Consider the following 13983-nt stretch of genomic DNA (forward strand, 5'->3'; position numbering starts at 1 on the left):
TTAGATTTATGCTTCTGTTGTATTTCTCACTTTGGTTTGGTACATCACGTTTGGTTTTGTTCCAACGTGTTCCAATAAGTGGTACATACGGTTATCTTCTTTAAGTTTTGCAACTTTACTATCCTTATCGTTAATGTCTCCAAACACCATCGCTCCATTGCCACAAGCTGCAGAACAAGCCGTCTGAAATTCACCATCCTTAATTTCTCTTCCATCGCGTTTCGCATCAAGGATTGTTTTTTGTGTTTTTTGAATACACATCGAACATTTTTCCATAACACCACGTGAACGTACTACAACATCTGGGTTTAATACCATACGTCCTAAATCGTCGTTCATATGATAATCGAACTCATCATTGCCATTGTATAAGAACCAGTTGAAACGACGTACTTTATACGGACAGTTGTTCGCACAGTATCTCGTACCAACGCAACGGTTATAAGCCATATGGTTTTGGCCTTGACGACCGTGTGACGTTGCTGCTACTGGACAAACTGTTTCACAAGGTGCGTGGTTACAGTGCTGACACATAACTGGCTGGAAGGCCACTTGAGGATTTTCTGAAGCATGCTCCATTTCTCCAAACTCACTTAACGAGCTTCCTAAACCAGAGATATTTTCTTTTTTCTCATCATCTCCTTCGAAAGAGTCTTCAGAGGAGTAATATCTATCAATACGTAACCAATGCATATCACGGCTACGACGTACTTCTGTCTTACCTACAACTGGCACGTTGTTTTCAGAATGACATGCAATAACACATGCTCCACAACCTGTACAAGCATTCAAATCGATAGATAGGTTAAAGTGATGCCCTATTGAGCGATCGAACTCATCCCATAAATCAACTTCAGGAGAGGTTACCGGTGTTTCTTCGTGGTTTAATGAAACCACAGGAACTGCATTCCAGTGTGCTTTATCTTTAGTATTGAATATCTCTAATGTAGTTTCCTTAACAATATCGCCACGTCCCATTAAGGTATTGTGCAATTGTACACAGGCAAACTCATGTTCCCCTCCAACAGCTTCTACTGTAACGTCTTGAACATTACTGAAGTTTTGGTATAAAGGGTAAGCATTAACACCTACTTGCATTTCAGACTTACATCCTTTGGTTTTTCCGTAGCCAAATGCCAATCCTACCGAACCTTTAGCTTGTCCTGGCTGAATGATAACTGGCACCGTTACGCTAACACCATTAACTGTTACTTTAGCGTAATTACTGTTTAATGCACCATTAGCCACATGAATATTGGTTAAACCAAGAGCTTCAGCGTCTGCTTTTGAAACTGTTAAATAGTTATCCCAAGATGTTCTTGTAATAGGATCTGGGAATTCCTGTAACCAAGGGTTGTTAGCTTGTTGCCCATCACCCATACCTGTTTTAGTATATAAGGTTAAAGCTAAGCCATTAGCAGCCTTTGCTGAAGACACTAAAGCTTGAGCTGCGTTAGACGCTACTGCTTCTTGTGCTTCTTCTACTGTATTTGAAGTTGTTGCTTCTTCGGTTTCTGTAGCAATATTCCCTACATAAATACCATCATGCAACGCTTGGTTGAAAGAGCTTCCTCCTAAGATAGTTGCTCCCCAAGCTTCTTTTATATAATCGTGATATGAACTGTCATTTCCAGTCCATTTTAATAAAGTCTCTTGAAATTGTCTTGTATCGAATAACGGACGGATGGTTGGTTGCGTTAAGGCATAGTGACCTTTTTTCAACTCAACATCGCCCCAAGACTCTAGATAGTGTGGCGCTGCAGCAATGTATTGTACTTCTGAAGCTGTTTCGTCTTCTTTCATTGAGAAGGCCACAGATAGTTTAGTCTGCTTTAAACCTTCAACAAAATCGGCTGCATTAGGCAAAGTATACACTGGGTTAACACCACTCATAATGATAGCTCCTATTTTACCAGCTTTCATATCGGCTACTAATTGGGCTACCGCTTTATCGTTACCTTGTCTTGTTTTTACAGGTGTTTTTGGATCGAATGCTTTACTAGCTAAAGCTTCGTTAATTTCAAACACAACAGTTTGTGCATTCACATCCTGAATACCAGTAATAACAACCCCTTTGCTTCCTGCCTTTTGAAGTTGTGAAGCCGCACTTGCAACAGCAGCTTCTACAGCTTCTGGCAATTCAACAGCAACATTCTTCCCTGTTATTAAACTGTGTAATTTTGCCAAAGCCAATTTTTGTTGACTTGGTGTTAATGGCACACGCTTGTCGGCATTTGCACCAGTTAACGACATATTAGATTCAAATTGAATATGGCGTGACATTTTACCATGATCTGGTATTCTATTTTTAGAGTACCCAGCATCAAAACCACCGCCTTGCCAATCGCCTAAGAAATCGGCACCAACAGAAACAATGGTCATGGCCTTAGAGAAATCGTAATTCGCTAATCCACGTTCACCATATTTAGCTTGGAAAGCTTCTAAAGCTGCAGATTCTGAAATTGCATCATAAACAACGTGACGCACATTACCATATTTTTCACTAAACTCAGCAATCAACTTACTAGTTGAAGGGCTTGCAAAAGTCTGTGTTAACAACACAATAGTTTCATTTGCAGCAGCTATATCATTTAATTTTGAAGTTGTTTCAGCATCAAACTCATCCCAAGTAACCGATTCGCCGTTTTTTCTAGGTCCTTGAACCCTTAAACTATCGTACAACCCTAAAACAGACGCATTAACCCTAGCATTGGCATTACCGTTAGCTAAAGTGTTATTTTCTATTTTAATTGGACGACCTTCACGTGTTTTAACCAATACGCTAGCAAAATCAAATCCATCTGCAATAGTAGTTGCATAATAGTTTGCCACACCAGGAATTATCTCGGTAGGCTGAACTACATAAGGTATTGATTTTTTAACAGGGCCCTCACATGCCGCTAAAGAAGCTGCTGCTGTGGTAAACCCAACATATTTTAAGAAATCGCGTCGTGTTGTGGAAGTCGCTTCCAATGTATCTTTATCTCCTAAAAATTCATCGGTAGGAATTTCTTCTACAAACTCGTTTTGTTTTAGCGTCTCAACAATTGAGCTATTCTCGTTTAGCTCTTCAACACTTTTCCAGTATTTCTTGTTTGATGACATATTATATAATTGAATTACTTCTTAATTAATTTTTAACACTTCGACTACGCTCAGTGTGACAATCTATTTGTTATTAATAGTGACACTTACCACATTCCAGACCACCCATTTGAGCAGCTGTTAAATTCTCTACACCATACTTCTTAGAAAGTTCTTCGTGAATCTTTTCGTAATAAGCGTTGTCTTTCACCTTCACATTTGTTTCTCTATGACAGTTTACACACCACCCCATTGTTAATGGCGCATGCTGATATAATACTTCCATAGTTTCAACTGGGCCATGACAAGTCTGACATTCTACACCAGCTACCGAAACGTGTTGTGAGTGGTTAAAATATACAAAGTCTGGCAGATTATGGATACGCACCCATTTTACCGGTTGTGACTCTCCTGTATATTTCTGGTCTGCATCACTCCATCCTGCAGCAGCATATAGTTTTTGTATCTCACCATCGTAAAACTCTTTGGTATGCTCTACTGAAGTCTCTCCATTATATTCGTAAATGGATTTGTGACAGTTCATACAAACATTTAATGATGGAATACCAGATGTTTTACTAACACGAGCCGAAGAGTGACAGTATTTACAATCGATACCATTATCGCCTGCGTGGATTTTATGTGAAAAATGTATTGGTTGCACTGGTTGATAACCTTGATCGACACCTACCTGCATTAAATAGCCATACACATAATAAGCACTGGTTAACAAAAAGAATATGGCCAACACCAACATTAAAAATTGGTTTTGCACAAAAGCTTTCCAAAGCGGCGTTCTTTTAGTTTCTTCTGGCAATGCTATATCTTGGGCTTCAGCAAAACGACGCAAGGTCTTATTCACCAAATACAAGCCCAAAGCCAATAGCACAAATAGTATGGCTAAGGCCCCTAAGATTATTTCATTGGAAACCCCTCCAGATGTTGTCGCTGTTTGTCCAGCCGTTTCTGTTCCTGGCGCAGGTGTTGGTGGTGCTGCTTTTTCCTGAGCCGTATAGGCCAAAATATTATTCAAATCATCATCAGACAACTGTGGAAACGCAGTCATTGCCGTCTTGTTATACCTATTAAACACATCGTTGGCATACGCGTCTCCAGACTTAATAAGTGCAGAACTATTACGCACCCAAGCATAGATCCATTCCTTATCCAAACCTTGCTCATCTGCCAAACGCTGTTCAATATGGCGTAATTTAGGCCCAGTCATATCTTTATCAAGATTATGACAAGCGGCACAGTTTGTATTAAACAAGGATTTTCCTTTTGCAGGATCGCCTTCTTGTGCAGAAAGGGTTGTTGCAAATGCTAATAAAACAATAAAGCCAAAACGAAGTAAGCTGTCGCTTAATTTACGGTAATTTACCTGTATCATATTTTTGGTTAAATTAACTTCTTTACTTTGGTATGATTTTTTCATTAATAGAACAAAAAAAACACACTTCAAAAAATCTGTCGCAAAAGTAATATTTAAAGTCGATTTTAGAAATGTTACAGAACTGTTAATTGTTAATTTAGAAAAATTCTAAATAACAAAAAAGTCTACATTTACGTTAATATCGTATACATTTGTATAAATAATTCCATCACATGAAATCATCACTGTTCAAGCCCACACTACTTATAGCAATAACTTGCTTTATTACAATTAATTACACTAATGCCCAACAGGGACAGGTGGTATTAAACCAAGACCGTACTATTAATTCTTTATTGGAATTAAAGAAAGAAATGAATAAAAACAGTGATGATTATTACAAAATTCAAATCTATTCTGGAGACAGAAATGGTGCTCAAAAGGCCCAAAAAGAATTTAAAGAGGCTTTTACCGATTGGAATCCAACCGACATCTACGAGCCACCTAACTTCAAAATTTGGGCGGGAAACTTTAAAACACGCTTAGAAGCAGATAGGGCCTTAAAGCAAATTAAACAGGAATTCCCAAGTGCTTTTATATTTAAGCCCAAGGCAAAAAATTAATGTAGCCATTACATTAGCTATTGAATTATCACTAGATATTCAACAACTATTAGAAAGCAAAAAAGTGACCATTAGGTCACTTTTTTATTATTCTATAATTGAATATTTCTGTTTATTTCAACTTCTTCTTAACCTCAACTTGCTGGAAGGCTTCAATAATATCACCTTCTTTAATATCGTTGTAGTTTTTAACCTGCATACCACAATCGTAGCCTTTGCTCACTTCCTTAACATCGTCCTTGAAACGTTTCAACGAAGATAATTCACCCGTAAATACCACGACACCATCTCTAATTAATCGGATACTAGAACTTCTATATATCTTACCATTGGTAACCATACATCCAGCAATGGTTCCGATTTTAGAAATCTTGAAGGTTTCCCTTATTTCGGCTGTACCGGTAATTTCCTCTTTAAGTTCTGGAGACAACATGCCTTCCATCGCATCCTTAAGATCGTTTATGGCATCATAAATAATAGAATAGGTTCTAATATCTATTTCTTCCTTATCGGCCAGACTTCTGGCATTACCCACAGGTCGCACGTTAAACCCAACTATAATAGCATCTGATGCCGAAGCTAACAACACATCACTTTCGGTTATGGCTCCTACACCCTTATGCAAGATGTTTACCTGAATTTCTTCTGTTGATAATTTTTGGAACGAATCGGTTAGTGCTTCTACAGAACCATCCACATCACCTTTAAGGATAATGTTCAACTCTTGGAAATCTCCTAAAGCTATACGACGGCCTATTTCATCTAAGGTAATATGACGTTGTGTCCTTACAGATTGTTCACGTTGTAACTGGGCACGTTTGGTCGCTATTTGCTTCGCTTCGCGTTCATCCTCAAATACATTAAACTTGTCACCTGCTTGTGGCGCACCGTCCAATCCTAATATGGACACTGGCGTAGATGGCCCAGCTTCTTTTACATTATTACCACGTTCGTCGTGCATTGCTTTTACCTTACCACTATGCTGACCTGCCAATACATAATCACCAACACTTAGGGTTCCTGCCTGTACTAATATAGTAGATACATACCCACGACCTTTGTCTAAATAAGCTTCTACTACAGTTCCTATTGCTGGTTTATTTGGGTTGGCTTTCAATTCTAATAATTCAGCTTCAAGCAATACTTTCTCTAAAAGCTCCTTCACTCCAGTTCCCATTTTGGCTGAAATATCATGCGATTGGATTTTACCACCCCAATCTTCCACCAACAAATTCATATTGGCCAAACCTTCTTTAATCCTATCTGGATTAGCATCTGGCTTATCAATTTTATTTATAGCAAATACAATAGGCACGCCTGCTGCTTGCGCATGAGAAATAGCCTCTTTGGTTTGTGGCATAATATCGTCATCGGCAGCAACTACTATAATAGCTAAATCGGTTACCTGAGCTCCACGGGCACGCATTGCGGTAAACGCTTCGTGACCTGGAGTATCTAAAAATGCTATTTTCTGACCATCAGACAGTTGTACACCATAAGCACCTATATGCTGTGTAATACCACCAGATTCCCCAGCAATTACATTTTCTTCACGTATGTAATCCAAAAGAGACGTTTTACCGTGGTCTACGTGACCCATTACGGTTACAATAGGCGCTCTTGCCTCTAAATCTTCTGGTTTATCTTCTACCTCTTCAATAGCTTCTTCGATATCTGCAGTAACAAACTCTACTTTATAACCAAATTCCTCTGCTACTATAGATAAGGTTTCTGCATCCAATCGTTGGTTCATGGTTACCATCATACCTAAAGACATACATGCCGAAATAATCTGGGTAACAGAAACATCCATCATTGTTGCTACTTCGCTGGCAGTTACGAATTCGGTAACCTTAAGAATCTTACTTTCTGCAGCTTGTTGTTCTTGATCGAGTTGCGATTGTTCTCTATGTTGATCTCTTTTATCTCTTCTATATTTGGCACCTTTACCTTTTGCCGATTTACCCTGAAGTTTTTCAAGTGTTTCACGCACTTGTTTTTTTACATCTTCTTCACTAGGCTCTTCTTTTACAATACTACGACGCCCCTGACCTGGTTTTCCTTTAAACCTACTACCTGGTCTATCAGCTCTTTGTCCTGCTCCTCTGTTTTCTGAAGGGCTAGCCACTTTACTAATACGACGACGTTTCTTTTTATTCTTGGAGTCGTCTTTGTCGACCTTTTTATCTTCTTTCTTCTTCTTTGGCTTATTAAACTGGGATAAATCAATCTTATCTCCAGCTATTTTAGGCCCGGTTAACTTTTGGTATTTTGTTTCTACCTTTTCTTCTGTTATAGGCGCTCCTTCTACTGGAGCTGCTTTTGCGGCTGGTTTCTCAGGTTTCTCAGCCTGCTTTTCTTTTACAGGTGCCGGCTTAGCTTCTTTAACAGGCTCTTCTTTTTTAGGCTCTGGCTTAGGCGTAGGTTTAGCTTCTTCCTTAGGTGCTTCTTCCTTAGGCGGCTCAACAACTTCTTCCTTCTTAGCAACAGGTTCTTTAGCTACTTCTTTTTTAGGGTTAAGATCTATTTTACCAACAGTCTTAGGTCCCGAAAGGGTTTTAGTTGCTTTTACAACTTCTTCTTTTTTGGCTAATTCTTTTTGCTTTTCTTCCAGTTCACGCTCACGCTGCTCCCGCAATAAATCTTTTTCTTTTTGTTTTGCCTCACTAACTTCTAAGGATGCTATTTTTTTACTAGCATCTGTTTCAAATTCATTAGAGAGAATTTGATAAACTTCTTCAGAAATTTTTGTTGTGGGACGCTTTTCTATTTCCACGCCTTTAGAATCTAAAAATTCTACTGCGCGGTCCAAAGAAATATTAAGTTCGCGTAATACTTTATTTAATCTAATTGTTTCAGCCATAAATCGCCTTTAAAATACTCAAATATATCTATAATACTGTTTCAATCATACATTGAACAGCTTTTAATCTTCAAATTCTTCTTTTAAAATTCTAACAACTTCTTTAATGGTTTCTTCTTCCAGGTCGGTTCGTTTTACAAGATCTGCAACTTCTTGCTCTAATACGCTCTTAGCCGTATCTAAACCTGCCTTACTGAATTCTTCAATAATCCAAGAATCGATTTCATCAGAGAATTCACTTAACTCAACATCTTCTTCTGCACCTTCCCTAAAGACATCAATTTCGTAACCAGTTAACTGCCCAGCTAATCTAATGTTATGTCCACCGCGACCAATAGCTTTACTTACCTCTTCAGGTTTTAAAATCACTTCGGCACGTTTGTTCTCTTCATCTATTTTTATTGAAGTAACGCGTGCCGGACTTAATGCCCTTGTGATAAAAAGCTGAAGGTTATTGGTATAATTAATAACATCGATGTTTTCATTACCCAATTCACGTACTATGCCATGAATTCTAGACCCTTTCATTCCAACACAGGCACCTACAGGATCTATTCTGTCGTCATAAGAATCTACAGCTACTTTTGCTTTTTCGCCTGGAATCCTTACCACATTTTTAATGGTTATAAGTCCGTCGAAAACCTCAGGGATTTCCTGCTCGAACAATTTCTCCAAAAATGCTGGAGAGGTTCTGGACATGATAATAGCCGGTTTTGCTCCTTTAAGCTCAACACTTTCAATAACACCCCTAACATTATCCCCTTTTCTAAAGAAATCTGATGGAATTTGTTTGTCTTTTGGCAACACAATTTCATTGCCTTCATCATCCAACAAAATAACTGCCCTATGACGAATATGATGTACTTCGGCCGTATAAATTTCTCCAATTAAGTCCTTAAATTGCTTATAGATTATAGTATTATCATGTTCGTGAATTTTAGAGATTAGGTTTTGACGTAACGCTAGAATGGCACGTCTTCCTAAATCAATTAATTTCACTTCTTCAGACACATCTTCCCCAACTTCAAAATCTGGTTCAATTTTACGGGCTTCAGATAACGATATTTCCTGGTTTGGATCTTCTACTTCACCATCGGCAACCACCACCCTATTTCTCCATATCTCCAAATCCCCTTTATCTGGGTTTACAATAATATCAAAATTATCATCGTCGCCATATTTCTTTTTTAAGGCACTTCTAAAAACATCTTCCAAGATGGCCATTAAGGTTACACGATCTATTAATTTATCGTCTTTAAATTCTGAAAAAGACTCAATTAACGCAACATTTTCCATAACGCTTTACTGAATTAAAATTTAATCATAACTTTTGCTTCTACAATATCTTCATAAGCAATACTGGCTTGCTTCTTAACAGTTACTTTACCTTTACCAACCGGCTTAGGCTCTCTAACTTTCCATTCTAATATAATATTTTCATCGGTTGCATTGGTTAAAGTGCCTTCTATTTTTTCTGTAGCAGTCTTTAATCCCAATATCCTATTAATATGTTTTTTATACTGTCTTTTGTTTACTAAAGGCGATGTTGCACCTGCCGACATAACCTCTAAAGAAAAGTCTTGTTCCTCCCGGTCTAAATTATGCTCAATGGCACGACTTATAAACATACAATCTTCCACTTTTACGCCCGTATCCCCATCAATGATAATTTTAATTTTATTATCGCTGGAAATGGTAAAGTCGATAAGGAACAAATCGTCCCTTTCGGCTAAGGCTTTATTCAATAAGCTTTCAACAGTGGTATTAAACATTTTTAGTATAAAAAGAGGGGACTTCCCGTCCCCTCGATATTTAATTTTTTCCTTTCAACGCTGCAAATATATAACTTTTTAGTTAATTATTATACAGATTGCTAATGAAATAAAAAAATCCCGCCCTTTTGTAAGACTGGACTTTTCACCTACACCTACTTATACCTCGATATGTGATAGGGCCATACCTACAAGACTTCCTTTCCTTCGTCTACGGTCTAGTTAAACTGGCTCAGCGGAAGCTTTTCCCCTTTCAAACTTCTATAAAAAGAAAAAGCTCCCTACCATAAAGTAAAGAGCTTGTCAAAATTTTGTTGGCCTACTAGGGCTCCCCTCTCTTCGTCTGTGCTCAGGGCAAACTCGCTCGGGACAGGCTTCTCGCCATACAGGCTATTTAAAAGAAAAAGCTCCCTACCATAAAGTAAAGAGCTTATCAAAATTTTGTTGGCCTACTAGGGCTCCCCTCGACTACGCTCGGGACAGGCTTCTCGCCATGCAGACTATTTAAAAGAAAAAGCTCCTTACCATAAAGTAAAGAGCTTATCAAAATTTTGTTGGCCTACTAGGGCTCCCCTCGACTACGCTCGGGACAGGCTTCTCGCCATACAGGCTATTTAAAAGAAAAAGCTCCCTACCATAAAGTAAAGAGCTTATCAAAATTTTGTTGGCCTACTAGGGCTCGAACCTAGACTCTTCTGGACCAAAACCAGACGTGTTGCCAGTTACACCATAGGCCAATACCTATTTGAGGGTGCAAATTTAGCACAAAGTTTTATTTGCACAAGATTTTTTTTGAAAAAATAATTGTAAAAACTTAACGTTTACTTAAAAATAGCAGTAATAGCATATTTATTGTTAAATTCGCCATGCCAAAAAACGCAGATATTTATGACACATTTCAACTTTAAAAAATGGAACACTATCCTAGGCTGGTTTTCTTTTTTAATAGCGCTTATAACTTACAGCCTTACTGTTGAACCCACAGTAAGCTTTTGGGATGCAGGGGAATATATATTAACCTCATCGAAACTCCAGGTGGGACACCCTCCAGGAGCTCCATTGTTTCAAATGTTAGGCGCCTTTTTCTCATTGTTTACTTTTGGTAATAACGAACTTGTTGGCTGGATGCTGAATATGATGAGCGCTGTAGCTAGTGCCTTTACCATTCTATTCATGTTTTGGACCATTACCTTATTACTTAAAAAACTGGTTGTTAATAACAGTGATTTAAGCCCACAAAAAGGTATAGCTATTATAGGGAGCGGTTTAGTTGGCAGTTTGGCTTTTGCCTTCACCGATTCGTTTTGGTTCAATGCTGTAGAAACCGAAGTGTATGCCATGGCTACCTTGATTATGTCTGTATTATTTTGGCTAGCCCTACGTTGGGAACAAGATATGGATAAGCCCAGAGGCAACAGGTGGCTCGTTTTAATTGCCTTTATTATAGGCCTGTCTTTTGGTGTTCATTTTATGGGATTATTAACCATTCCTGCTATTGGGTTGATTTATTATTTTAAAAATTACAAAACCATCACCATAAAGAATTTTATTATTGCCAATGCCGTGGCCATTGCCATCTTATTATTCATTTTTAAATTATTGGCACCCAATATTCTTAAGTTTTTTAGTGCTTCGGAACTGTTTTTTGTAAACTCCATAGGACTTCCTTTTAACTCTGGATCCATTATTGCCGGCATTGTATTGATTGCCATTATCCACTACGCCCTTAAATACACGAGAAAGAAACAATACATTCACCTAAACACTGGTGTGTTGTGTTTAACCTTTGTGATTATTGGGTTTTCCACCTGGTTAATGTTACCTATTCGAGCCAATGCCAATGTGGTGATTAATGAAAATAATCCGTCGAGTGCTCGAGAGCTATTGGCTTATTATAACCTAGAACAATACCCAGAAACCCATTTGTTTTATGGCCCATTGTTTACCGACCAATTTGCGTATTTAGATGAAAAAAATCCATTTGTGGACGATAAGCCTAAATACGAAAAAGACGAAGCCAAAGGCGAGTATGTTATCGTAAATGACTATAAAAACGCAAAGCAAAACTACAACTCAAAGCATGCTGCCATTTTACCGCGTATGTGGAGTCCAGAACATGCCGAAAATTACATGATGTTCTCTGGCTTTTTAGATTTTAAAGTAAATACGCTTAGTGTACAAAACAGGTACTACAATATGGCTAGAAATGCTGGTGCAAGCGAAGAAGAAGCCAACAATTTTGCATTAAACCAAGTTATAGAATATAAATCCCAAATCAATGATTTTAAAAATCAAATAGCACAAGGCCAAGTAGACTATGAAGATTATAACAATTTCCTCAAAAAGGAAAAAAGTTTATTAGATATTGAAAAACCCTCTTTGGGCAGCAACATAGCCTACATGTTGGAATACCAATTGGGCTACATGTACTGGCGTTATTTTATGTGGAACTTTGTAGGGCGACAAGACGATGTTCAAGGGCGCTACGACAACCATGGTAATTGGATAAGCGGGATTAAACCTATAGACGAATGGCATTTGGGATTGTCGCAAGAGAACCTCCCCAGTGATGTAAAAGATAACAAAGCTAGAAACACTTATTACTTTTTACCCCTTATCTTAGGGCTTATTGGTTTTTTCTTCCTATTCAATAAGGACAAAAAACTGTTTTGGGTCATGCTGGTTTTCTTCCTATTTACAGGATTGGCCATACAGTTTTATACTAACGTCCGCCCATTTGAACCTCGCGAACGGGATTATTCGGTAGTTGGTTCGTTTTATGTGTTTGCGCTCTGGATTGGGTTTGGTGTATTTGCTATTTATGACGCATTAAAAAAGCATATTCCCCAAAAAATGGCCGCCCCTATAATTACAGTTGTATGCTTAGTATTAGTACCTGGCATTTTAGTGGCCAACAACTGGGACGACCACGATCGGTCTGAAAAATATACCGCCAGGGCCATGGCCAAAAAATACCTGGATTCCTGTGCCGAGAACGCCATTTTATTTACCATTGGCGATAATGACACGTTTGCCCTGTGGTATGCTCAAGAAATTGAAGGCTATAGAACCGATGTACGCGTGGTAAACACCAGCCTATTCCAAACCGACTGGTATATAGACCAAATGAAGCGCAAAGCATACGAAAGTGATCCAATACCATCACAATTAGAACATAAAAATTACCAATGGGGCACCAACGATGTTGTAATGATTGAAGATGTTGTTAAAGACACCCTAGACATAAAAAAAGCATTAAATTTTGTGGCAAGTGACAATACAAGAACCAAGTACAGGTATTTGTTACAACAAGAAGGTATTGATCTCTCACAATACCGGAAACAAGATTTAAATGCCAACTATTTACCTACCTCATTTTTAAAATTACCAGTAAACAAAGCCAATGCTTTAAAGTATGGCATTGTAATGCAGAAAGATGCCAACAAAATGGTAGACACCATTTATCTTAAATTAAGCGGTGGTGCACTTTATAAAAACAGGCTGCTCATGTTGGACATAGTGGCTAATAACGATTGGAAACGTCCAATTTATTTTACTGGCGGTGCTTTTGGTGACGACGATTACATCTGGATGAAAGACTATTTACAATTAGATGGCATGTGCTACAAATTGGTGCCTATACACACCCCTATAGATCGTGCCAATCCGTTTGATATGGGACGCGTAGATAGTGACTTAATGTATGAAAAGGTAATACATTGGGATTGGGGCAATAGTGGCAGTCCAGACATATACCACGATCCCGAAACCCGTAAAAATTCAATTACCTATCGTAGTAATTTAGCTCGATTGATAGAGCAACTCCTCAATGAAAACAAATTGGATAAAGCCGAAGAAATAGCAGACATAGCCATGAAAAACATGCCGGTAGCTTATTTTGGCTATTACACCCTTTTAGAGCCTTATATTAATGCCTATTATGAAGTAGGCAACAAAGACAAGGCCCGTCAATTATTCAAGGATGTGGCTAAAAAATATCAAGAAAACTTGACCTACTACAGCAACTTAAAAGTTGAAAACCAAGAACGTTTATTTGAAGACATTTATACCGACATACAACGCTATAAAGGCCTTTTAGATGTCTTGGTAAAACACGATCCTGAATTTGCTGACACAGAAGGTGATATTTTCAATAATCATTTAAAACTGTTTGATCATTTCTTAGGAGGCGAAGCACCGGAAGAACCAATAACAGATAAAGATTTCCCAACAGATAGTGTACCTATTATAGATTCAACAGAATAAAAT

At 38.1% G+C, this 13983-nt stretch carries 7 protein-coding genes and 1 tRNA gene; 2 read left to right on the top strand and 6 right to left on the bottom strand.

Annotated elements, in window-relative coordinates:
- Positions 1 to 6: 6 nt before the first annotated feature.
- Positions 7 to 3105 carry a TAT-variant-translocated molybdopterin oxidoreductase gene (locus tag MR062_RS04495; RefSeq protein ID WP_242202892.1) on the bottom strand — a complete coding sequence of 1033 codons (3099 nt, stop codon included), beginning with the start codon at positions 3103 to 3105 and terminating at the stop codon, positions 7 to 9.
- 73 nt (positions 3106 to 3178) lie between these two features.
- Complete coding sequence (locus MR062_RS04500) at positions 3179 to 4474, bottom strand: cytochrome c3 family protein (RefSeq protein WP_242202893.1); 1296 nt, start codon at positions 4472 to 4474, stop codon at positions 3179 to 3181.
- 215 nt (positions 4475 to 4689) lie between these two features.
- Between MR062_RS04500 and MR062_RS04505 the strand changes: the two genes are divergently transcribed.
- Positions 4690 to 5079, top strand: coding sequence for an SPOR domain-containing protein (locus tag MR062_RS04505; protein WP_242202894.1), 390 nt, complete (start codon positions 4690 to 4692; stop codon positions 5077 to 5079).
- Between the two features lie 112 nt (positions 5080 to 5191).
- On the opposite strand, the gene infB is transcribed toward MR062_RS04505, so the two are convergent.
- From infB to MR062_RS04525, 4 genes are all read right to left on the bottom strand, one after another.
- The gene (gene infB / locus MR062_RS04510) at positions 5192 to 7942 is read right to left on the bottom strand and encodes a translation initiation factor IF-2 (protein ID WP_242202895.1); all 2751 of its coding nucleotides are present in this window, start codon (positions 7940 to 7942) and stop codon (positions 5192 to 5194) included.
- Positions 7943 to 8005: 63 nt separating this feature from the next.
- Positions 8006 to 9238 carry a transcription termination factor NusA gene (gene nusA / locus MR062_RS04515; RefSeq protein WP_242202896.1) on the bottom strand — a complete coding sequence of 411 codons (1233 nt, stop codon included), beginning with the start codon at positions 9236 to 9238 and terminating at the stop codon, positions 8006 to 8008.
- 14 nt (positions 9239 to 9252) lie between these two features.
- Positions 9253 to 9714 carry a ribosome assembly cofactor RimP gene (rimP, locus tag MR062_RS04520; RefSeq protein ID WP_242202897.1) on the bottom strand — a complete coding sequence of 154 codons (462 nt, stop codon included), beginning with the start codon at positions 9712 to 9714 and terminating at the stop codon, positions 9253 to 9255.
- Positions 9715 to 10378: 664 nt separating this feature from the next.
- Positions 10379 to 10451: transfer RNA gene (locus MR062_RS04525), tRNA-Gln, on the bottom strand.
- Between the two features lie 151 nt (positions 10452 to 10602).
- On the opposite strand from MR062_RS04525, the gene MR062_RS04530 reads away from it, so the two are divergent.
- Positions 10603 to 13980: a glycosyltransferase family 117 protein gene (locus MR062_RS04530; protein WP_242202898.1), complete on the top strand. Its 3378-nt coding sequence runs from the start codon at positions 10603 to 10605 to the stop codon at positions 13978 to 13980.
- Positions 13981 to 13983 lie beyond the last annotated feature (3 nt).

It is taken from the genome of Aestuariivivens insulae (assembly GCF_022662195.1).
Lineage (GTDB): Bacteria > Bacteroidota > Bacteroidia > Flavobacteriales > Flavobacteriaceae > Aestuariivivens > Aestuariivivens insulae.

Coding starts and splice junctions, on each gene's coding strand:
- MR062_RS04495 (WP_242202892.1), bottom strand. CDS start 3,105: ATGTCATCAAACAAGAAATACTGGAAAAGTGTTGAAGAGCTAAACGAG.
- MR062_RS04500 (WP_242202893.1), bottom strand. CDS start 4,474: ATGATACAGGTAAATTACCGTAAATTAAGCGACAGCTTACTTCGTTTT.
- MR062_RS04505 (WP_242202894.1), top strand. CDS start 4,690: ATGAAATCATCACTGTTCAAGCCCACACTACTTATAGCAATAACTTGC.
- infB (WP_242202895.1), bottom strand. CDS start 7,942: ATGGCTGAAACAATTAGATTAAATAAAGTATTACGCGAACTTAATATT.
- nusA (WP_242202896.1), bottom strand. CDS start 9,238: ATGGAAAATGTTGCGTTAATTGAGTCTTTTTCAGAATTTAAAGACGAT.
- rimP (WP_242202897.1), bottom strand. CDS start 9,714: ATGTTTAATACCACTGTTGAAAGCTTATTGAATAAAGCCTTAGCCGAA.
- MR062_RS04530 (WP_242202898.1), top strand. CDS start 10,603: ATGACACATTTCAACTTTAAAAAATGGAACACTATCCTAGGCTGGTTT.